Origin of the sequence: Methylophaga sp. UBA3192 (genome assembly GCA_002363955.1) — a bacterium.
Lineage (GTDB): Bacteria > Pseudomonadota > Gammaproteobacteria > Nitrosococcales > Methylophagaceae > Methylophaga.
Genome location: DEXE01000006.1, coordinates 118623 through 138780, shown reverse-complemented (window position 1 = coordinate 138780; position 20158 = coordinate 118623). Strand labels below are relative to the sequence as shown.

19 protein-coding genes are annotated in these 20158 nt (G+C 46.2%); 2 read left to right on the top strand and 17 right to left on the bottom strand.

Going from position 1 to position 20158, the window contains the following annotated elements; genetic code table 11:
• Nucleotides 1-4: 4 nt before the first annotated feature.
• From B2337_RS07750 to B2337_RS07675, 16 genes are all read right to left on the bottom strand, one after another.
• Nucleotides 5-1228 (bottom strand): type II secretion system F family protein, encoded by a 1224-nt coding sequence (locus B2337_RS07750; RefSeq protein WP_292413131.1) that lies wholly within the window; start codon nucleotides 1226-1228, stop codon nucleotides 5-7.
• Nucleotides 1215-2882, bottom strand: coding sequence for a GspE/PulE family protein (locus B2337_RS07745; protein ID WP_292413130.1), 1668 nt, complete (start codon nucleotides 2880-2882; stop codon nucleotides 1215-1217). Before B2337_RS07745 ends, B2337_RS07750 begins: the two co-directional genes overlap by 14 nt.
• A gap of 64 nt (nucleotides 2883-2946) precedes the next feature.
• The gene (locus tag B2337_RS07740) at nucleotides 2947-3630 is read right to left on the bottom strand and encodes a hypothetical protein (RefSeq protein ID WP_292413128.1); all 684 of its coding nucleotides are present in this window, start codon (nucleotides 3628-3630) and stop codon (nucleotides 2947-2949) included.
• Nucleotides 3627-5414: a hypothetical protein gene (locus B2337_RS07735; protein WP_292413126.1), complete on the bottom strand. Its 1788-nt coding sequence runs from the start codon at nucleotides 5412-5414 to the stop codon at nucleotides 3627-3629. The genes B2337_RS07740 and B2337_RS07735 overlap by 4 nt, the downstream gene beginning before the upstream one ends.
• Nucleotides 5411-6454: a type II secretion system protein gene (locus tag B2337_RS07730; protein ID WP_292413125.1), complete on the bottom strand. Its 1044-nt coding sequence runs from the start codon at nucleotides 6452-6454 to the stop codon at nucleotides 5411-5413. The genes B2337_RS07735 and B2337_RS07730 overlap by 4 nt, the downstream gene beginning before the upstream one ends.
• Before the next feature lie 13 nt (nucleotides 6455-6467).
• Entirely contained in the window at nucleotides 6468-7292 is an 825-nt protein-coding gene (locus tag B2337_RS07725; protein ID WP_292413124.1) for a prepilin-type N-terminal cleavage/methylation domain-containing protein, read from the bottom strand.
• 310 nt (nucleotides 7293-7602) lie between these two features.
• The gene (locus B2337_RS07720) at nucleotides 7603-8706 is read right to left on the bottom strand and encodes a type II secretion system protein (RefSeq protein WP_292413122.1); all 1104 of its coding nucleotides are present in this window, start codon (nucleotides 8704-8706) and stop codon (nucleotides 7603-7605) included.
• Nucleotides 8707-8895: 189 nt separating this feature from the next.
• Entirely contained in the window at nucleotides 8896-9126 is a 231-nt protein-coding gene (locus tag B2337_RS07715) for a hypothetical protein (protein ID WP_292359980.1), read from the bottom strand.
• A gap of 327 nt (nucleotides 9127-9453) precedes the next feature.
• Nucleotides 9454-11226 carry a PglL family O-oligosaccharyltransferase gene (locus B2337_RS07710; RefSeq protein WP_292413120.1) on the bottom strand — a complete coding sequence of 591 codons (1773 nt, stop codon included), beginning with the start codon at nucleotides 11224-11226 and terminating at the stop codon, nucleotides 9454-9456.
• A gap of 450 nt (nucleotides 11227-11676) precedes the next feature.
• Nucleotides 11677-12012 carry an SUF system Fe-S cluster assembly protein gene (locus B2337_RS07705; RefSeq protein WP_292359984.1) on the bottom strand — a complete coding sequence of 112 codons (336 nt, stop codon included), beginning with the start codon at nucleotides 12010-12012 and terminating at the stop codon, nucleotides 11677-11679.
• 4 nt (nucleotides 12013-12016) lie between these two features.
• Nucleotides 12017-12463: a Fe-S cluster assembly sulfur transfer protein SufU gene (gene sufU, locus B2337_RS07700; protein ID WP_292359986.1), complete on the bottom strand. Its 447-nt coding sequence runs from the start codon at nucleotides 12461-12463 to the stop codon at nucleotides 12017-12019.
• A complete protein-coding gene (locus tag B2337_RS07695) occupies nucleotides 12463-13686 on the bottom strand; it encodes a cysteine desulfurase (protein WP_292413119.1) in 1224 nt (407 codons plus the stop codon). Before B2337_RS07695 ends, sufU begins: the two co-directional genes overlap by 1 nt.
• Nucleotides 13683-14981: a Fe-S cluster assembly protein SufD gene (gene sufD / locus B2337_RS07690; RefSeq protein WP_292359990.1), complete on the bottom strand. Its 1299-nt coding sequence runs from the start codon at nucleotides 14979-14981 to the stop codon at nucleotides 13683-13685. The genes B2337_RS07695 and sufD overlap by 4 nt, the downstream gene beginning before the upstream one ends.
• Complete coding sequence (gene sufC, locus B2337_RS07685) at nucleotides 14978-15745, bottom strand: Fe-S cluster assembly ATPase SufC (RefSeq protein WP_292360230.1); 768 nt, start codon at nucleotides 15743-15745, stop codon at nucleotides 14978-14980. The genes sufD and sufC overlap by 4 nt, the downstream gene beginning before the upstream one ends.
• A gap of 80 nt (nucleotides 15746-15825) precedes the next feature.
• A complete protein-coding gene (sufB, locus tag B2337_RS07680; RefSeq protein ID WP_292359992.1) occupies nucleotides 15826-17274 on the bottom strand; it encodes a Fe-S cluster assembly protein SufB in 1449 nt (482 codons plus the stop codon).
• Nucleotides 17267-17755 carry an SUF system Fe-S cluster assembly regulator gene (locus B2337_RS07675; RefSeq protein WP_292413118.1) on the bottom strand — a complete coding sequence of 163 codons (489 nt, stop codon included), beginning with the start codon at nucleotides 17753-17755 and terminating at the stop codon, nucleotides 17267-17269. Before B2337_RS07675 ends, sufB begins: the two co-directional genes overlap by 8 nt.
• A gap of 232 nt (nucleotides 17756-17987) precedes the next feature.
• On the opposite strand from B2337_RS07675, the gene B2337_RS07670 reads away from it, so the two are divergent.
• Entirely contained in the window at nucleotides 17988-18611 is a 624-nt protein-coding gene (locus B2337_RS07670; RefSeq protein ID WP_292359996.1) for an FKBP-type peptidyl-prolyl cis-trans isomerase, read from the top strand.
• A gap of 43 nt (nucleotides 18612-18654) precedes the next feature.
• On the opposite strand, the gene ampD is transcribed toward B2337_RS07670, so the two are convergent.
• A complete protein-coding gene (gene ampD / locus B2337_RS07665; protein WP_292413116.1) occupies nucleotides 18655-19206 on the bottom strand; it encodes a 1,6-anhydro-N-acetylmuramyl-L-alanine amidase AmpD in 552 nt (183 codons plus the stop codon).
• An 86-nt stretch (nucleotides 19207-19292) separates the two neighbouring features.
• Between ampD and nadC the strand changes: the two genes are divergently transcribed.
• A complete protein-coding gene (gene nadC / locus B2337_RS07660) occupies nucleotides 19293-20138 on the top strand; it encodes a carboxylating nicotinate-nucleotide diphosphorylase (RefSeq protein ID WP_292360000.1) in 846 nt (281 codons plus the stop codon).
• Nucleotides 20139-20158: the final 20 nt, after the last annotated feature.

Here is a 20158-nt window from a genome sequence, read left to right as displayed (position 1 = left end):
GTGTTTACCTCCCACCAGCCAACGCAAACAACGCCTGGAAAAAGGCGTAATAGACAAATCCCACCATGCCGCCGATCACCAGTATCATCGCGGGTTCAATTAAAGCTGTGAGTCGTTTGATTCCGGTTTCCAGCACCTTTTCATAATAGGTGCCAAGTTCCTGCAGAATATGGTCCAGCGTACCGGTGCGTTCACCGACCGCAATCATTTGTGTGACCAGAGCCGGTAACATTGGATGACGAATACTGGATGACAAATCGTGACCAGCAAAAACCCTCTCTGCAGCTTGTTTGAGCTTGTCGGCATAGACACGATTAGGCATCAAGTCTGCTGTAATTTTCAGTCCATCGAAAATATTGACACCACTGCTCAGCAAAATTGACATGGCCCAGTTCAACTGGGCCATTGAACCGTTAATCATCAATTTACCCATCACCGGAATGCGTAATAAAAGCTGATCCATCCATAAACGCCCCTGCGGCGTCCGATAAAACAGCCAGATCGCGATCAGTATGGCGATAGCAGTAATGACAAGTTGTATGCCGTTTTCACGAATACCTGCGGAGATATCGATAAGCGCTTGAGTTGATGCCGGTAACGCCTTGCCTTGTCCCTGCAAAAACGTCGCGAATTTGGGAATAATGCTGACCACCATGAATATCGCGACACCAATCGCCACCAGCACAACGATGACCGGATAAATCAATGCCGTAATCATTTGTTTTTTCAGTGCTGAACGTTTCTCCAGATGGCTGGCCAGCCGTTCCATGATCACATCAAGCTCACCGGTGTTTTCACCGGCCACGATCAGATTGATGACCATGTGGCTGAACACATCGCGATGTTTTTTCATTGCGGCAGAGAGTGATTGCCCTCCTTCGATATCTTTCAGCATGACTCTTATCGCCAGATTAAGACGACTGCTGGAAATTTGTCCGGCTGACAATTCAAGCGCCTGAGCCACAGGTAAACCGGCTCTGAGCATGAATGCCATCTGCCGGAAATAGAAAATCAACGAATCCGTTCCGACAGAACGCTGGGTGGCCAGCCAGTCAGCAAAATTCGCCTGCCCCAGGAAACCACCCTGTCCTTGACGTTCACGAATATCCAGTACGCGTAAACCCTGTGCCCGTAACTCCTGTGCTGCCATGCTTTCATTGGCTGCCTGTAATGACCCTTTCTGTTCATTACCAGCACTGCTCAGGGCGTTATAGCTATACAGCGGCATCGTAGATCACCTCATCCCCGGCAACATGTTTCACCACGGCTACTTTCTGTATTTCATCCAGCGTGGTCATACCGCGCAGTACTTTTTCACAACCGTCCTGCCACATGAAACGAAGTTTGTCGCCCGCTGCCTGCTCCAGCGTTTCTTCATCTGCCCCTTTTGCCACCATTCTGGCAAGCTGTTCATCAAACCAGAGGGTTTCAAATAGGCCCAAACGTCCGCGAAAACCAGTTCCCTGACAGACTGCACAGCCAACCGGGTCAAATATCTCTATTGATTTATCCTCATAGCCCAATGCTTTGCTTTCAGATTCAGTCGCAAACCGCTTACGAGCACAATGCCTGCACAAACGCCGCACCAGTCGCTGTGCAATCACAGCAGTCATGGTGGAACCTATCAAAAACGGTTCACAGCCAATATCGATAAGACGGGTAACCGCGCTGACGGCATTGTTGGTATGCAAGGTAGAAAAAACCAGATGCCCGGTCATCGCCGCTTTCACCGCGACATCAGCCGTTTCGGCATCACGGATTTCCCCGACCATTAATACATCCGGGTCATGGCGTAATAAGGAACGCAGTGCATCAGCGAAGCTGATTTTGGGGCCGGTCTGTATCTGCGACACCCCTTCCATCACGTATTCAATCGGGTTTTCTACTGTCATGATATTGATGTCAGGTTGATTGATTTCCTGCAGCGCGGCAAACAGCGTGGTGGACTTGCCACTTCCTGTCGGACCGGTCAGCAGAATCATACCGTAGGGATTACGAATGGCTTCGTTAAAGCGGGCCAGATCCTGTTCCAGCATGCCTAAATCCGTCAGTGTCAGACCGCCGGACTCCTGACCAAGCAGACGCATGGTAATCCGTTCACCCAGACGGGTGGGTGCAGTTGCCACCCGGATATTGAAATCCAGATCAAATGGTGCCGCGAGGTGGTAGGTAAAGCCGCCGTCCTGAGGTTGCCGCTGTTCAGCGATGTCCAGACCAGCGAGTACCTTTATTCGTGACACCAGACCGGATGCCACACTTTGATCCGCAGCCAGAGGGTAATCAGACAGGCTGCCATCTATCCGTAAGCGAATTCGCAGACCTTCCTCTTCCGTCAGTAAATGAACATCTGATGCTCTGGTCAGATAGGCTTCTGTCAGAATGGTGTCCAGCAACCCCACCAGATCCGTTTCCTGAGACGCTGTTGCATTTTCTTCAACGGCTGCCATGACACTGGTCGCCAGATAATTGTCGACAAGCAGTTGTAACCGTTTCGGTTCCGCCATCACGATGGGTAACTCAGCGCCCATTAAACGTGTTGCCGAGGTAATCCCGGCCATATCATCCGGATCCGCAGTAATCAATAGCAGATTTCCATCCATCTGTACCGGTACAAAATACTTACGTTTGATCAGACTGCCGGGCAGTTTTTTCAGTAATTTCCGTTCAATGGAAGCTTTCGTCAGATCAATAAACGGAATATTCCTTGATTCAGCCACCGCACGGTGCAGTGCTGAAACAGGTATACGGTAATGTGCCAACACCTTGCTTAACACCGGCACCCGCTGACGTCTGGCTTCCACTTTTAATCGCTCGACAGTCTCCCCATCAAGTAACTCAGTGGCCACGCCTGCCTGCAATAACAGTTCGTCAGTTAACGCCATACCGCCTCATTCACCAATGGCAAACGTCCTGGTGCATCGCTGACCGAACCTGGATGTTTACAACTCATAACGACAGAATCACTTCTACAGATAAGGGTTGAGGCATACCGCGTAAAGGCGAAACAGGAAGCTTGGTAATATTCATCCGCAGTACCGAGACTTGCCATGGCAGACCGTCAAGACCATGTAAAAAACGTCTCAGAGATTCATAACTGCCTTCCAGCTGAAGTTTTTGCAAAGGTCTTGCATACATTGACCCCGGCGACATTCGGGCAATCCAACCAGCTGTTGCAGGCAAAATAACATCCTGAGCGGGTTGTTCGGCTGTTTTTCGATTACTGTTGCGACTGGCCTGAGCAACCTGCGTCACAGGTGACGCCTGGAAGGATTCATTGGTGCGAATACGGATACCGGATTCCATTGCCAGTGATGAAATCATCACGCGTAATTGTTGCGAGTCGCGGCTGGCCAGACGATTTTCAATCACGGCGGCACTTTCCTGCAATGCAGCAACATCGGCTTCCTGTTCATCAAGTTGATCGAGAATATCTTCAATCACCTCATCGGATTCTTCCGGGATTTCCAGCTTACCGATACGGACCTGTGTTGCCAGGACTTGCTTCTGAAGTGATTCAATATTGGCTTTTGCTGGCTGATATCGTATCAATCCATAGCTAACCAGCAATATCACCACTGCAATAGCAATTGCCAGGATTCGCTCACGTTTGTTCAGCTCTCTCAATGTCATTGGTTCTGCTCCGATTGAGAGATTTGTAACGGTCTGGGTTTCACCTTGACCAAGCTCAATGCCACCGCATAGCCATCCAGATTCAGCGGGCCGGAACGCTCAAGAATCTGCACATCTCTGACGATCAGGTTCCAGGTGGATGCTGAATCTTTAAGGGCCTGAATAAATTCCTGTGCAGCGCTCTCTGTGAGTGACCAGGCATCAATATTGAAATTATCCAGTTCAATAAAATCACTTTGAACGGGCTGGTTTGCTGCCATCATTGGCAGACGCTTGCCCATTTCATCAATACTATTGATAACGATATGGTCATTAAGTGCATTTTGCAGAGTGCCTAATACCGCCTGCAGCAGCATGTTACGTTCGGGCAGCTCTTCACCGAAAAAAGCCATCCGGGCTTCCATTCGCTGCTGGCTGGTCTGCTGTTGTTTAAGCAGGTTCTTGCGCGCTTCAATTTGTTCATTGATGGCGGTTATGCGTCTGACCGCTTCATCCAGTGTTCTGGCACGTTCATCCAGCACCGTTTTTTGTTCAACCAATCGCGTTTGCTGAACATGCATGGTCACTTCTGATGCCATAATAACTAACAAAAGTATTGCTGCTACGCCGGCAAACTGTATTTCCTGACGCTGAATAAGAGGTGGTTTTTCCCCACCCACCCGGACAGGAACACAGGCCGTACCGGTATAAATCCCTGTAACATGAGATGCAGCACCGAGTATGCCGGGCGTAACCCCAGTCGAAGCATCAAGCCCACTCAGAAAATGGATCGGTTTGGTTAATACTTCGCCCAAATTTTGATAAAGCTGATTATCGGTTTCACTATGACAACTCAGCCAGGCTTCTTCTATCGAATCGGTATTGGCGGCATGGTAGGCCTCAAGGCACCCGTCATAAGCCTCCAGAGAAGCGGAATGGTGCACCTGAAACTGATTAACCAGGCCTTTGGATAAACCCGTTGTGGTGACAATTCCCGGGCCTGATTCGATTAATAATTGCTCATTATTGGTTGCTTTCAATAAGCTATTAGACGCCCCGGTCAACGGGAATACTTGCAACAGGTTTATTCCATGTGTTTTAAACGCATCCACCCAACGGTTTATCACTGATTTATAAACACAGCTGATTAGCCAGTTATAAATACCTGGCGCATCTTTCACCGCGCCCTGTGGTTGCCAGCCACATTCAATCTCTTCTTCATCGGAACGCAACCAGCTCTGGCATTGAACAAAGCCATTCAAACGTTCCTTATCTACATAGCCATGTTCCAGAGCAAGCTCACCAAATCGCTGAAAATTAGAACGCTGCTGAGTACCAATCCCCATCCCCGCCGGTTTATTCGCCTGTTGAATGCCGCGGATATGATTGACCTGTTCCGCTGTCATCAAACCCTGCTTGATCATCAGATAACCGATGCTCCACTGGTTTTGCTGTTGCATCAGCAAAGGCTCGGCCTCCCAACGAATCAGCGCCTGCATCTGTGCCAGCGGTTTCGGTTTTTTGGGGTTAATCGGTAATTCAATCAGGCTCGACATAGCCGCGGGTGTTAATAATACGGCCTGATTTCCCGACCAACCATTGGCACGGATGGTATTTATTACTTCGGTTAGTGCAAGTCCCGGATCCAGCAGGTTGGATAACGCATGCTGATGTGTGACCAATCGACTCCCTTCGCGACTGATGACCGCTGCTCTCAGGCTCAGGCCATCACTCTCGCACACCAGAATCTGGCTGGGTTTACCAAATGAAATATTTTTCAATGCAGAAAGCGTATTCAGATTCATGGCGTTGGGATTATCCAGTCAAGTTGCAGGTTCAGGCTGTTTCTGGGAACAACAGTGAAAGTTCTTATAGTCGATGAGTCTGGTTTTGAGTTGCCCGGCGGTGGCACACAGTCACCATCAAAGATGACATATTCATCTGGATCGCCAGATGGAACCTCATAACAAACTATTGCATAGGTCCGAATACCCTGCACAATGGCGCTCGACTCATCAAAAACAAATGTTTTAGTTAATGTATCCTCAGCAAAAACATCACTAGCTGCTAAAGTTATTGGGACTTCACTATTAGAAAATCCGCCATCAACATAATCTGAAAGTTCAGAGTTAAAAACTCTCAGTAAGAGTTCACTATCATCATCTGGAAGATTTTGCTCACTGATATTGTTGAATCTGACCTTAATATCTTTTATTTTCCAATCATCATTAACAATGAGACTTGGAACTACCGCACTGATAGGTTGAGGAAAGTCATCTAAAGATGAAACGGGATCAAACCCAAGACTCTGAAGTTGAACACTTGATGTTGCAGCTGAAATATTAAAGATCCATCCAAAATCTTTATTATCCTGAAGAGTATCCGCATCAACATTCCCATAACCATCGCGAAAGCGTGGTTTGCCATCACGATCAGCAATTACTTGAATATAAGGGCCTCTCCAACCAAACCCTATTCCGGTATCTGTAACTACTGACCACGGCTCTATAGTTACCCCCTCACAGGTCTCATTTACCAATAACTCTTTGATACATTGAGGTAGACGGCCCATATCAGCAGCAAACCCGCTAACTTCCGGCGCACCATTAATTGTGCGTGTGGTATCGCCTACTATTGCCTTACGAATCAACTCCATCCGCCGTTTGGTTTCATCGTATTTGGCCTGATCCTCGACACCTTCAGTGAATAGCAATCCGGCTGAGGCCAGTAAGCCAATCAGGAACAGTACAAGCACCATTTCCAGTAGAGTGAAACCGGATTGAAAATGACTGTTAGTCAAATTCTGTAATTTTGCAGACAGGAAATTTTTATTGGGCAGTTGCATTAATCAGCCTTTGTTAACGCAACAAACAGAGAACGATATCATCACCTTCAGCTACGCAAGGATCTGATGCAGCTTGACTATCATTCTCGTTATTAGGACCCATACTTATTATTCGGGCAATATCACCAAATTCTGAATAGGAGGCAGGACTGGCTGTATATTCCTGATCATTGATTGAACGGCATTCATAAAACTGGGCTGAGGGTTCTGGTGGAATACACATAGATGGTGGCCGGGCAAAATCCAGTTCGGGATTAATCAGCAGATAGCGATTTCCCCATGCATCTGTTAAACCTTCACGTGAAATATAGGCCCCATTCCAGCCGCGTTTTGTATCAGAATTCCATAGCTGATGTTGAATAGGCTCTTCAAGTTCAAACGGATACTCCGTCAACATACTCAAACCATTTTGTTCACACCACTCGGATTTTTCGTCGGCTTCTGCCGTTGGGTCAGGCATATCCGAAAAATTCATATTGTTTACGTCCAGAGTATAAGCACGAACATCACCATCAAGATTTGGTTCGTGATAAACACCGCAGGGTAATGCCCCCGTGTCACGCCGGAATTGCAATAAAGCAGTACGAAGTTCGGACATTTCCATTTTGGTGACGTCAATTCGACCTTGCTCATCGATACCATCGTAGGCAACCATTGCACCTGTAGCCAAAATTGCTAGCAAAACAATGACAGCCAGTAACTCAAGCAGTGTAAAACCCGCCATTTTGGATTTTGGCTGCGAGAAACAGATTGAATGCTGCCGATTATGTGCAGTATGGCCGGGCAGACGCACTTGTTTGCTCGGTTTCAGTTGTCGGTAAAACAATAAACACCTCATTTACTTGTTCCCGATGTATGGCAGACCATCAATTCAAATTGGATTTTTGATTTCCTGTTTATCAAAAACCTGTGGTTGTTATGGCTGATACTCCTGTATCAGGGTTTTGTTGGATTTTGCCTTAAACCAACCTACGACGTTTTATGCACAAACTTTTTGTTTGTTGGGCTTCGTGCCTCAGCCCAACCTACCTAGATCATTCTGTTAAAGATGGTTGGCTTTAACGCAATGAACTGTTTTTCCGGTTTAAATAAACAAGGGGCAGGCAGCGCCTGCCCCAAGGTTTATCTGAACTTTTTCATTTAAAGAATTAGTTCACTGTTGCTTCAGCAACGTTTTGGTCAATTGGTTTACCTTCAGTATCGATAAAGCCAAGCAGACGTGGACGTTGTAAAAACTCCGCTTGAGTCAAATCATCAACACCAGGGTCACCGATTGAACCTTTGTTACCTCTGGCTAAATGGAATAACCCAACAAACCGTGCATAACTATCGGCAGGGTTGACGTTTGCACTGCTATAGGCAGGTGACTGAATTACACCAGCAGAAGAGTTAACAGTGCTATGTGCCGCATCACCACCAAAACCAAGTGCCAATACCAGATTGCAACGCTCAGTACTTAACGCATCATTAATTGAGTTAATCACTAATGGATCTGCTGAAGCAGCACCACCTGCAAAAGTCCCGTTCATAAGTTCACCGCCCACTTTACAAAGCAGTGGTGTACCAGCATTATCATCGAATGCTTCAGAAGCCAGAATTGAAATGTAAGTTACGTCGGCACCGAAATCACTATATTCAGTTTCAACAGCACCACCGTCAGTTGCATCAAATGGATTAGCCCCCTCGTTGTGATTACGGTTTGGTGCTAATCCAACTCTTATTCCATTACCAGTTGTTCCAGCCTGGATATGCTGAATTTCTTCCATGCCAAAGTTGTCATCGAAATAATCTTCAAGAAAGTCTGGAACATCAGAAGCGGCTACAGAAAATGCAGTTTGAAAGGCTGTAGCCAAATCAATACTGGTTAGAACTTCTTGGAGAGGTTCAGGAAGGAATTCTGCATCTGTACCACCTGCGGGTGTATTTGCATCATCGGGATCAGCCAAGTTATCCCATTGGTCCGGATATGCGTAAGTTACTGCACGAAAGGCACGGACGCCCTGATCAAGTGTGGCAGCAGTTGAAGCAGCACGAGCGGCCTGAGCGTTTTCACCTACACCGTCATAGGCAACCAAAGCACCCGTCGCCAGAATAGCCAACAGGGTGATAACAACCAATAATTCCAGCAGCGTAAAACCTTTTTGTTTTGCTTGCAGTTTTTGGGCTTTTGCACGCATTGCCGGGTCTTGTACACCTGAGAAATCAGCGTGACGGAAACGGCTGACCATAGCTTTCATTTGTTTAATGTTCATTTTTTATATCTCTCTGTTGAATGCCGCAGCTGCCCCATACAGCCTGTTGGTCATCTGGATTTAATTTTTTTGTACGTGATGTGCCCCACACACATTCAACATTCACCGAAAGATTGAGTCTTTTCGCTTTGTCATGAGCAGGCTTTTTACGCATTTTGTTCAGAACTGGGAGATTCATAAGAACGACGTTTAATTTGATACTGCACGATGTTTGGAGGTATGTACCTCCGCTAAATCGGGCATGTCGACCACAAAACGGTACTGCTTACCACAATGCAAAATCACCTCTTTCTGACGGCGTTTGAGGATTTTCACCTCAATCCGAATATCACCAAAACCGTCATGCGCCAATACATCATCGACCAGCTCCATCAATTTGTACTTAAGTGGTTTGACGGTGGTGTCAGTTGTACTTGTCATATCTCACGGCTCTGATTTGTTTCGGTGAGTGGATAGTAGTGAAACGGGAATTTATTCCCTATAGGAGATTTTCCTTATTTTGCAAAGGAATTAACAACTTACTTAAAAAATGCAGGTAACATACTGTTTTAAATAGTTAACTACGTCACAAAAAAAAGTATTCTTTTTTTTATTGAAAAGTTCCAAATAAACATAGGAAAGGGAAATTTTTCCTGAACAGCGTAATTTCCCACTAAAATTCGGGAAGAAATAAAACAGTCGTATGCCGTAAAAAAGAAACTGCCGAACGAGCCTGCTCATCCGGCAGTCAGTGAATGCATTTATAACTCAGGGTTCTAATGGGTAAGCCGTATCCTGATAGTTTTGCAACTGCTGTATCAGTGGAAAGAGTTGCTTATGCCCCCCCACAAGTAACCCACGGGTGGCGACTTTCCAGTACTTGTCCATGTATTTCGGATAATGTCGCATCGCCAGATCAAGTTGATGAGAAGCCGCTTCCGGCTGATCGGATAAGGCAAGCAATGTCACCTGGTTATAGACTTCCTCCTCGCCGGGAAGATATTTCATTAGCTGGGTATTCATCGCTAATTTGTCAGGTAAAACTTCCTGCGTATCGGGAAGCGCCCGAATAATGACTAAATCCAGATAAGGTGCAAACAACGATTTATCACGGGTTTCTGCCATTTCATAGAGCAAGGGAACGGCTTGATCATTATTGAACAAGCCCATTCTGCCTTTGGTATACCAGTTTTCCACTTTGCTGTATTGCATGAAAGTATTGCTCAGCATAAATAAACTGAAAAGCAGCAATGCCGCCGAAACGACGATCCCCAGATTCAACTTCAATGTGATGTTTCGTTCAGAACTGATCCCCGTTACGATAGCGGCAAGCCCCAGAAAGTAGGCATACCACAATGGATATTCCAGCAAACTGTGTACAGCAAACACGGCCAGGATCGCATACAGCCACCAGCGTTCAGCTGATATCACCACACCCCGTTGTTGCCAGAACCAGAAAATAATGCCCGATAGCAGAATCAAACCACCGAAAATGCCTGTTTCGGCTAACAGATGCAACAACATATTATGAGCATGATCGGCATAGCCGTTTAATCCCGGGTAACTTTCTGTCATTTCAAAGTTGTGCCAACCGAACTGTCCCCAACCGATCCCCCACAGCGGATGATGGATGAACATTTCCCAGGCCTGCTGGATTAACAATAAACGTATGGATTCCCCTTTCACATTTTCAGCCACCCTCTCCGCAGGCATCGCAGGCATATCGGCACTGAACAATGGCAATACTAACTGCACCAGAATAAACACCGGGATCAGCCAAAGTAACCGACTTGAGATGAAATGGATTTGCCATTGAGTGGACTTCCTGGCGATTAACCAGCCACCAACAGAAAGTAAAATCACATATAGCCAGCTCATTCGCTGCCCGGTTAAGGCCAATACCATCAGAAATACAATTGCAGTAATGGCCAAAGCCCAGAAATTAATCCGCTGACTCAAATAGAGATATAACAAAGAGCCCAATGCCAGCGCCATATATGTGGCCAGATGGTTGACCTGCCCCAGATTGGCAGCAAAACCACCCGACTTATAACGCAGTATAAGTGGCGAATCATCCCACCCAAGGTATTGCAGCGTGACAATAACGGCTGAAATAAGCCCGCCGACAACCAACGCCCAGGCCAGCGTGGGGATTAGCTTCTCCAAAGTTAATAGATGTTTTAGCTGAGCGCCCAGAGTAATCAACAGACTTGCCCATAGCAGATACAGGCAAACCAGAAAGCTTTGTTGCCAGTAGTTGAATAAACCAAGTTTGTATTGAATCGCCACAATCACCAGTAACCCCAGCGGCATAAGGGCGAACCAGGGAATCTGCAGTTCCTCCCAGGATTGTTTCCGCAACAGAAAAATCATGGCCAGGACGCCAAGCGCTATCGCTGACCATTGATTATAAAACGTGGTCAGGGGTATTCGATGATGCGGAATCAAGAATGGCAGAATACAGAGCAAAGCCAGTAAACCACAGGTAATCAAATTAATTTTGCTAATTTTATTAGGGGGGGCACCCGCCGCTTCACTCACTTTACATTCTCCTGATAGTGTCATTCATCAACCAGCAAAATCTTTGCTGGCAAAAAGTGCGCACATAATAGGAGAATTACTTCCCGCAAAGCATTAGGAAAATATCCCTATTTATTTTGGGAGGTTTATTTAGATCGAAATGATGGTTTGTAAAAAAGCGATTTTAAGTTAGCAATAAATGATTTTTTCGGACGACTGAAATAATGGCCATGAGAATGATAAAAGGAATTCCTCCTATATGCGGCATAGCGTTAGATGACTATGATTAGCTCCAACAGCTTGCTAATGAGATTCTCTTGGGGCGACGCCCTGAACTAGTTGCTAACTGTAGCCTTAAAGTTTGTTACCTCTTCAGATTTGTCATGTGATCTGATTAACCGTGGATAGACCTGTCCACGGTTTTTTTTTGCCTGATTTCGAGAGGGTTCAGGTTTTCAGTAGCGTGAACAGTTAGAACATACCCAGTTGTAATTGAGCGGACTCACTCATTTGATCCCGAGTCCAGGGTGGATCCCAAACCAGCTCAACATGCACTTTATTAACACCGTCTATGCTGCTGATTTTGTTTTCCACATCACCCGGAAAGGTCTGTGCCACCGGGCATCCTGGCGCAGTTAAGGTCATTTGGATAACCACATTTCCGGAATCACTGACATCAATCTCATAGATCAATCCGAGTTCATAGATATTGACTGGAATTTCAGGATCGAAGATGGTTTTAAGCATCTCAATGACGTCTTCCTTCAAATCTTCTGCCGTAAAAGGTTGTACCTGATTATCATTCATAAAATTACTCGGTGCTAATCGAAATATCGTGGTCGCTGTCTATCGCTGCATGTACGGTATGCCAGGACAAAGTCGCGCATTTTACCCGTGCCGGAAACTCTTTGACACCACTTAGCACTTCCAGTTTGCCCAGCAGGTTGCGATCTGTCTCTTCTCCGGTCATGGATTTATGTACCTGATCATAAATAGCCTGGGCTTCATCAATCGTTTTACCTTTCAGGGCTTCTGTCATCAAAGAAGCAGAGGCCATTGAAATGGCACAGCCACTCCCTTTAAAGCTGACATCTTCAATCACTTCGCCATCGAGCTTGACGTAAACTACCAGCTTATCGCCACATAATGGATTATTGCCATGCGCCAGATGGTTGGCATGATCAATTTCACGAAAATTACGTGGGCGTTTGTTGTGATCCATGATCACTTGCTGGTAAAGCTCTCTTAAATCACTCATCAGGCAAAAAGCTCCTGTGTTTTTTGTATCGCGTTAATCAATGCATCGACCTCTTCTTCTGAGTTATAAAACGCAAATGAAGCACGGGCTGTCGCCGGAATATCATAAAACTCCATAACCGGTTGAGCACAGTGGTGCCCCGTTCGAATAGCCACACCTTGCTGATCAAATATGGTGCCGACATCATGCGGATGCACGCCTTCAATCATGAAAGAAATCACGGCGGCTTTCTCAGCGGCCGTGCCAATGATTCTGACACCGGGCAATGCCTCAATTTTACGGGTAGCAATATCCAGTAAGTGGTGTTCCTGAGCAGCAATATTATCGATGCCAATCTGCCACATATAATCAATTGCCGCACCGAGGCCGATAACGCCGGAGATATTCGGTGTACCTGCCTCAAACTTGGCGGGCAGTTCGTTGTAGATAGTTTTTTCAAAACTGACCGAGAGAATCATATCACCACCACCTTGATATGGCGGCATCGCGTTCAGCAAATCTTCACGACCATACAATGCGCCAATACCAGTAGGGGCAAACATCTTATGGCCAGAGAACACATAAAAATCACAGTCCAGATCCTGCACATCCACGGTCATATGCGGCACCGCCTGCGCACCATCAATTAAAACCGGAATGTTTTTGGCGCGGGCTCTGGCAATCATGCTTTTGACCGGATTGATAGTTCCCAGCGCATTAGACACCTGACCAACCGCCAGAATCCTGGTGCGTTCGGTGAGCATCGCATCAAAGTCTGTCAAATCCAGCTCACCTGACTGCGTCATTGGGATGACCTTCAGTTTGGCACCGGTTTGTTCACATAATATCTGCCACGGCACTATGTTGGCGTGATGTTCCAGATGACTGATCAGAATTTCATCATCCGGCTGCAACATGGGCCTGACAAAGCTTTGAGCAACCAGATTGATTGCCTCTGTTGCTCCACGGGTAAAGATGATTTCTTTATCCGAGTTGGCATTAACAAATTGGCGTACTTTAGCGCGGGCCGCTTCATATAGATCGGTTGCCCGTTGGCTAAGTTTATGCACACCACGGTGAATATTGGCATTGTCATGCAGGTAATAATGACTGACAGCCTCAATCACCTGTCGCGGTTTCTGGCTGGTCGCGGCATTATCCAGATATACCAGAGGAAAACCATTGATCTCCTGGTGGAGAATCGGAAAATCCGCACGAATCGTATTAATGTTCAAATTGCTCATGCGCCTCCCCTGGGTAATCGTTTTTCAATTACTCCGGTTATGGATTGTTTGAGTTCCTCGTTGGATATACGTTCAATCACATCAACAGCGAAAGCAAAAGTCAGTAAACTGCGCGCGCTAACTTCATCCAGACCACGAGCTCTGAGGAAAAACAATTGATCTTCGTTGATTTGGCCTACGGCACTGCCATGTCCACATTTGACGTCATCGGCGTAGATTTCCATTTCCGGCTTGGTATCAATTTCACAACCACGGGATAACAGTAAATTACGGTTACTCTGATTGGCATCGGTTTTCTGTGCGTCTTTATGCACAATCACTTTGCCATTAAATACTGCATGGCTCTGCTCATCCAGCACGCCTTTGTAGACTTCTTCACTGGTCGTATTCGGCACCGCATGATCAATACGTGTGTGATTATCAATATGTTGTTCGCCCGTCACCAGATACAGACCATTCATTGTCACGTGGGATTGCTCACCCAGTAATTGACTGTGAACATCATTTCTGGCCAGTTTTCCGCCAAGCGAAATATTGGTGTTATGCCATTGACTGTCAGCGGCCTGCGAGGCAGCCATGGTGGCAACATGATAATGGTCCAGGGATTCACGCTGTAATTTGTAATGAAACAATTCCGCTTTGTCAGCCAGACTTATTTCAGTAATCACATCGGTTAACCCATTGGCTTGATTATTACCGGCATAGGTTTCGATAAATGTTGCCTGACTATCTTTTCCAAGCACAATCACATTACGTAAATGCATGGCATAGTGTGCCGTATGTCCACTGTTTACCACGATTAATTCAATGGGTTTATCTACCTTGGTATTAGCTGCGACCTCAATGAAAATACCTTCATTCATCAACATGGTATTCATGGCATTAAAGCCTGGCTTTTCCAAATTGACTTGCTGATTGAGAAATTCGCTGGCGCGATCGATTGATTGTGAGAATGGCGTCACCGTAAGACCTTCGGGCAGCCCGTCAAGATATGAGGCTGTTAAATCCACTCGACCATCAACAATCACCAGGCGATAGGCATCTTCCACCAGTTTCAGCTCATGAATATCCGCATACCCTGGTTGGGAGACCTGATGAACAAACTGTTCCTGACCTAACGACCAAAGGCTGGTGTATTTCCAATCTTCTTCTTTTCTGCCCGGCAAGCCATTTCGCTCAAACTGTTCCTTGGCTTGTTGACGCAATGTTTTCCAGTGTGCATTATCAGCCACCATGACATCACGGCTATTGGCCACCGCAGCAAAATCGGTATGGATGTCTGTTAATACTTTCATGCAGGCTGCCCTTCTGGTTCCGGTGCATCATGCACCCAGCTATAGCCGGATTTTTCCAGTTCTTTAGCCAGCTCTTTATCACCAGACTTCACAATGCGACCTTCAGATAAAACATGAACAAAATCAGGCACGATGTAATCCAACAAACGCTGGTAATGGGTAATCATCACAAATGAACGTTCAGGGCTACGCAGCGCATTCACCCCTTCAGAAACGGTTTTCAGGGCATCAATATCCAGTCCGGAATCGGTCTCATCCATAATGGCTAATTGGGGTTCCAGCAAGGCCATTTGCAAAATTTCATTACGTTTTTTCTCACCGCCGGAGAAGCCTTCATTCACACTGCGGTGCAAAAACTGTTCATCCATCTTAACCAGTTGCATTTTGCTGCGTACCAGCGTCAGGAAATCAATGGCATCCAACTCATCCAGACCTTGATGTTTGCGAACAGCATTTAATGCCGCTTTAAGCAGATAGATATTGCTGACACCAGGAATTTCTACAGGATATTGGAACGCCAGAAACACACCGCGACGGGCACGTTCTTCAGGTTCCAGTTCCAGCAGGTTTTCACCTTTGTATATGACTTCACCCTGGGTGATTTCGTAGCCTTCACGGCCCGTTAACACATTGGATAACGTGCTTTTACCGGCACCATTTGGCCCCATGATGGCATGTACTTCACCCTCATTGACCGTCAAATTAATACCACGCAGAATTTCTTTGCCCTCAATTTTTGCGTGTAAATTTTTGATTTCCAACATTTTCATAATTATTCTCTATTCATTTTTATAGGTTGAGCAGCCTGACCCGCCCAACATGTAGTTATATTAGGGAACGACGTTTAACCAACTGAACCTTCCAACGATAAACCGAGCAGATTCTGAGCTTCCACCGCAAATTCCATTGGTAATTCGCGAATAACCTGCTTACAGAAACCATTGACGATCATCGATACCGAGTCTTCCACATCAAGACCACGTTGTTTACAGTAAAACAATTGATCTTCGCTGATTTTCGAGGTTGAGGCTTCATGTTCAACCTGAGCGGTCGGGTTTTTCACTTCAATGTATGGGAAGGTATGTGCGGCACATTTATCGCCCATCAATAACGAATCACACTCGGTGTAGTTACGGGCATTTTCCGCATTGGGTCCAATACGCACCAGACCACGATAGGCATTCGACGAACGCCCGGCGGAGATACCTTTTGAGATGATGGTTGAACTGGTGTTTTTACCCAGATGGATCATCTTGGTACCGGTATCAGCCTGCTGCATGTTATTGGTCACAGCCACCGAATAAAATTCACCGATAGAATTATCGCCTTGCAATACCACACTCGGATATTTCCAGGTGATAGCTGACCCGGTTTCTACCTGAGTCCAGGATACTTTTGAACTCTCACCACGGCAGGCAGCACGTTTGGTGACAAAGTTATAGATACCACCTTTGCCATTTTCATCACCGGGATACCAGTTTTGCACGGTGGAGTATTTGATTTCAGCGCGATCCATAGCGACCAATTCCACTACCGCCGCATGCAGCTGATTTTCATCACGCATCGGTGCGGTACAGCCTTCCAGATAACTTACATAGGAATCGTCATCGGCGATAATCAACGTACGCTCGAACTGCCCGGTATTCGCCGCATTAATACGGAAATAGGTCGACAACTCCATCGGGCAACGCACACCTTTTGGAATGTAAACAAACGAACCATCGGTAAACACCGCTGAATTCAAGGCCGCATAATAATTATCTTTCTGTGGAACCACGCTGCCCAGATATTTTTTAATGAGTTCCGGGTGTTCCTGAATGGCTTCGGATATCGGCATAAACAAAATGCCCTGCTCGGCCAGTTTATCTTTAAACGTATTGGATACGGATACGCTATCAAAAACCGCATCTACTGCGACACCGGCTAGACGGGCACGCTCATCCAGAGGCACACCGAGTTTTTCGTAGGTACGCAATAATTCAGGATCAACTTCATCCAGACTTTTTGGCCCGTCGGTTTTTTTCTTCGGTGCAGAATAGTAACTGACCGCCTGATAATCGATTTCCGGATAATGTACATGTGCCCATTCCGGAGTCTCCATGGTCAACCAGTGACGGTAGGCTTTTAAACGCCATTCCAGCATAAACTCCGGCTCACCTTTAATGAGTGATATCTGGCGGACCACGTCTTCACTCAATCCGGGTGGCAGACTATCTGACTCAATATCAGTAAAAAAGCCGGCTTTGTATTCTTTCTGCGTAATTGCTTCAAGTTGTTGTGTTTGATCATTCATGTTGATCACCATCCTGTAAAGAAACTGCTTTTGCCCTGTAGCTGGGCGGGTAAAATTGAACTGGACGAGCCGCTGAAAGTGTCGGTGTCAGCATATCGGCTAATTTCACTTCATCCAGTGCATGGAAAACGGCGTTATTGATTTGGTTCCAGTTTGTCTGCACGGCGCAATGGGTTTCCTGATCACACTGCGATGCACTGCTGACACATTCAGTCAGTGCAATCGGTCCTTCTATTGCGGTAATGATCTGCGCAACAGAAATATCGGCTGGATCACCACTTAAAATATAGCCACCTTGCGCTCCCCGCTCGGAAGTTAACAGACCTCCAGCTGACAACACTTTTAATATTTTTCTGACCGTAGGCAGCGGCATATGCACCGCATCTGATAACATATGCGCGCTGTGCTGCTTGCTACGGTGTTCGGCAATGTAGCTCATCAGTACAATGCCGTAGTCTGTCAGTTTACCCATGCGTAACATGTCACGCCCTCCTAATTGATACCATTATAGTATCATTTAACTGAATAACCAAGTGTATTACTCGGCTATTCAATCTGAAACCGGCAGAAAAATATGAGACAATCGCGTAGCGAACTTCGCGGCTGATAATATCTCTAAGCCATGGCAGCCTATTTTTATAACAATATGAGAGTCTTAAGACATGAAACTGAAATATCTCGCTTTCCTTCCCGTTTTATTTGGAGCTAATGTAATGGCAGAAAACGCCACCCTCGATACAGAACAACAAAAACTCAGCTATATCTTCGGCATACAAGTCGGTCAGCAAATGATGATGGAAAACGTAGAGCTTGAAATGGATGCGTTTAGTGCCGGTGTAGCCGACATGATGGCAGGTCGCCAACCACAAATGGATCAGGCTACTGCGCAGGAAATTATCGGCAAATACCAGCAGAAAAAGTCGCAGGAACTGGCTGCGCTAATGAACAAAAAACAGGCTGAATCCAAAGCTTACATGGAAGAAAATGCGAAAAAAGATGGCGTTGTTACCACAGATAGTGGTCTGCAATATGAAATCATCGAAGCAGGCGATGGCGCAACACCAACTGCATCTGATCGCGTTATTGCTCATTACGAAGGTACCTTATTAGACGGTACAGTTTTTGATAGCTCTATCCAACGGGGTGAGCCGGCTACTTTCCCTGTTAACGGTGTTATTCAAGGTTGGCAGGAAGCTCTGCAAATGATGAAGGAAGGTGCTAAATGGCGTGTGGTCATTCCGGGTAACCTGGCTTATGGCCCACAAGGCGCCGGTGAAATGATTGGCCCTAACGAAACATTGATTTTTGATATTGAGCTGATTGCAATCACTCAGTAACCATTATTAGAAATCATTTTGAAGCCGCCCACGGGCGGCTTTTTTATGTCTGCAATAATTGCTTCAGCTGCGCCCAATCAAAATAAGGACCCGGATCCGTTTTACGACCAGGAGCGATATGTTCATGGCCGGTTATGCGCTCACTGGACAATAATGGATATGCAGCAAAAATAGCCTTGCTGACTGCCGCCAGCTGCGAATATTGAATTTCAGTAAAAGTTGTCTCATCATCACCTTCCAGTTCAATACCTATTGTAAAATCATTACATTTTTCACGCCCATCCCAGCACGACACACCTGCATGCCAGGCGCGTTTATGAAATGGCACAAACTGCTGCATCAAACCATCACGTCTTATCAGTAAATGCGATGACACCCGTAAATGAGCGATCTCTGCAAAATAAGGATGCGCATTGGGATCCAGTTGGTTCAGAAACAAGTCGGCAATCCAGCTCCCACCGAACAGGCCTGGAGGCAAACTGATATTGTGAATAATGATGCCGCTGATATCGGTTTCATCTGGCCGATCATCATAATTTGGCGAAGGTAAAATTTCTGCCGTATCAAGCCATCCACTCTGTCTGTCAATAATCACTTTTTGCTCCAACTTGGGTTTGTGAATAGATTATCAGAGCTTTAACAGTTACCCTATCGGCTGTTTAAACTGAAGCTCGCAAAACTATGACCATCCACAATTTCATTCCGGCAAACTTTATCAGCTCGCAGGTCAAACTCTCTTTATTAGAAGATCTTGGCCAACAGGATCTCACCGCGGATCTTATTCCGGTCGGGGCAATAGCCAAAGCCAGATTAATCAGTCGACAGACTGCTGTTTTATGTGGCCAGGATTGGTTTAATGAAGTCTTCAATCAGCTGGATCCAGACATCCAAATCCACTGGTTTTTTAAGGATGCTGATTTGCTGCGTGAAAATGCAGTGATATGTGAGCTTTCCGGAAATGCCCGGGCATTATTGAGCGGAGAACGCACCGCGATGAATTTTTTGCAGACGTTTTCCGGCACGGCCACTCAGACCAAACGCTATGCTGACCTGGTCCAGGATTTACCGGTCAAACTGCTGGATACCCGAAAAACCCTGCCAGGCCTGAGACTGGGACAGAAATATGCTGTTCGTTGCGGTGGCGGAGTCAACCATCGTTTCGGTTTGTATGACGCCATATTGATCAAAGAGAATCACATCCTTGCCACAGGATCTATTGCAGCAGCCGTTGCCCAGGCCAAAGCCTTGCATCCCAATGTCTCGGTTGAAGTTGAAGTCGAATCCATGAATGAACTTGAGCAGGCACTTAATACCGCTGCTGATATTGTATTACTGGATAATTTTTCGTTAACGATGTTACGAGAAGCCGTCAGCTTTACCAATGGCAAAGTCGCTCTTGAAGCCTCTGGTGGAGTCAGTACGGATACGATTCGTGGCATTGCAGAAACAGGTGTTGATAGAATTTCGGTCGGTCAATTAACCAAAGACTTGCAGGCTGTAGATTTATCGATGCGGTTTATTGATTAAATTAAAAAAGAAAGGCCGCC

What these genes read in the sequence shown, in the direction of transcription:
- B2337_RS07750 (WP_292413131.1), bottom strand. Translation starts at nt 1,228, where the DNA reads ATGCCGCTGTATAGCTATAACGCCCTGAGCAGTGCTGGTAATGAACAG.
- B2337_RS07745 (WP_292413130.1), bottom strand. Translation starts at nt 2,882, where the DNA reads ATGGCGTTAACTGACGAACTGTTATTGCAGGCAGGCGTGGCCACTGAG.
- B2337_RS07740 (WP_292413128.1), bottom strand. Translation starts at nt 3,630, where the DNA reads ATGACATTGAGAGAGCTGAACAAACGTGAGCGAATCCTGGCAATTGCT.
- B2337_RS07735 (WP_292413126.1), bottom strand. Translation starts at nt 5,414, where the DNA reads ATGAATCTGAATACGCTTTCTGCATTGAAAAATATTTCATTTGGTAAA.
- B2337_RS07730 (WP_292413125.1), bottom strand. Translation starts at nt 6,454, where the DNA reads ATGCAACTGCCCAATAAAAATTTCCTGTCTGCAAAATTACAGAATTTG.
- B2337_RS07725 (WP_292413124.1), bottom strand. Translation starts at nt 7,292, where the DNA reads ATGAGGTGTTTATTGTTTTACCGACAACTGAAACCGAGCAAACAAGTG.
- B2337_RS07720 (WP_292413122.1), bottom strand. Translation starts at nt 8,706, where the DNA reads ATGAACATTAAACAAATGAAAGCTATGGTCAGCCGTTTCCGTCACGCT.
- B2337_RS07715 (WP_292359980.1), bottom strand. Translation starts at nt 9,126, where the DNA reads ATGACAAGTACAACTGACACCACCGTCAAACCACTTAAGTACAAATTG.
- B2337_RS07705 (WP_292359984.1), bottom strand. Translation starts at nt 12,012, where the DNA reads ATGAATGATAATCAGGTACAACCTTTTACGGCAGAAGATTTGAAGGAA.
- sufU (WP_292359986.1), bottom strand. Translation starts at nt 12,463, where the DNA reads ATGAGTGATTTAAGAGAGCTTTACCAGCAAGTGATCATGGATCACAAC.
- B2337_RS07695 (WP_292413119.1), bottom strand. Translation starts at nt 13,686, where the DNA reads ATGAGCAATTTGAACATTAATACGATTCGTGCGGATTTTCCGATTCTC.
- sufD (WP_292359990.1), bottom strand. Translation starts at nt 14,981, where the DNA reads ATGAAAGTATTAACAGACATCCATACCGATTTTGCTGCGGTGGCCAAT.
- sufC (WP_292360230.1), bottom strand. Translation starts at nt 15,745, where the DNA reads ATGTTGGAAATCAAAAATTTACACGCAAAAATTGAGGGCAAAGAAATT.
- sufB (WP_292359992.1), bottom strand. Translation starts at nt 17,274, where the DNA reads ATGAATGATCAAACACAACAACTTGAAGCAATTACGCAGAAAGAATAC.
- B2337_RS07675 (WP_292413118.1), bottom strand. Translation starts at nt 17,755, where the DNA reads ATGTTACGCATGGGTAAACTGACAGACTACGGCATTGTACTGATGAGC.
- B2337_RS07670 (WP_292359996.1), top strand. Translation starts at nt 17,988, where the DNA reads ATGGCAGAAAACGCCACCCTCGATACAGAACAACAAAAACTCAGCTAT.
- nadC (WP_292360000.1), top strand. Translation starts at nt 19,293, where the DNA reads ATGACCATCCACAATTTCATTCCGGCAAACTTTATCAGCTCGCAGGTC.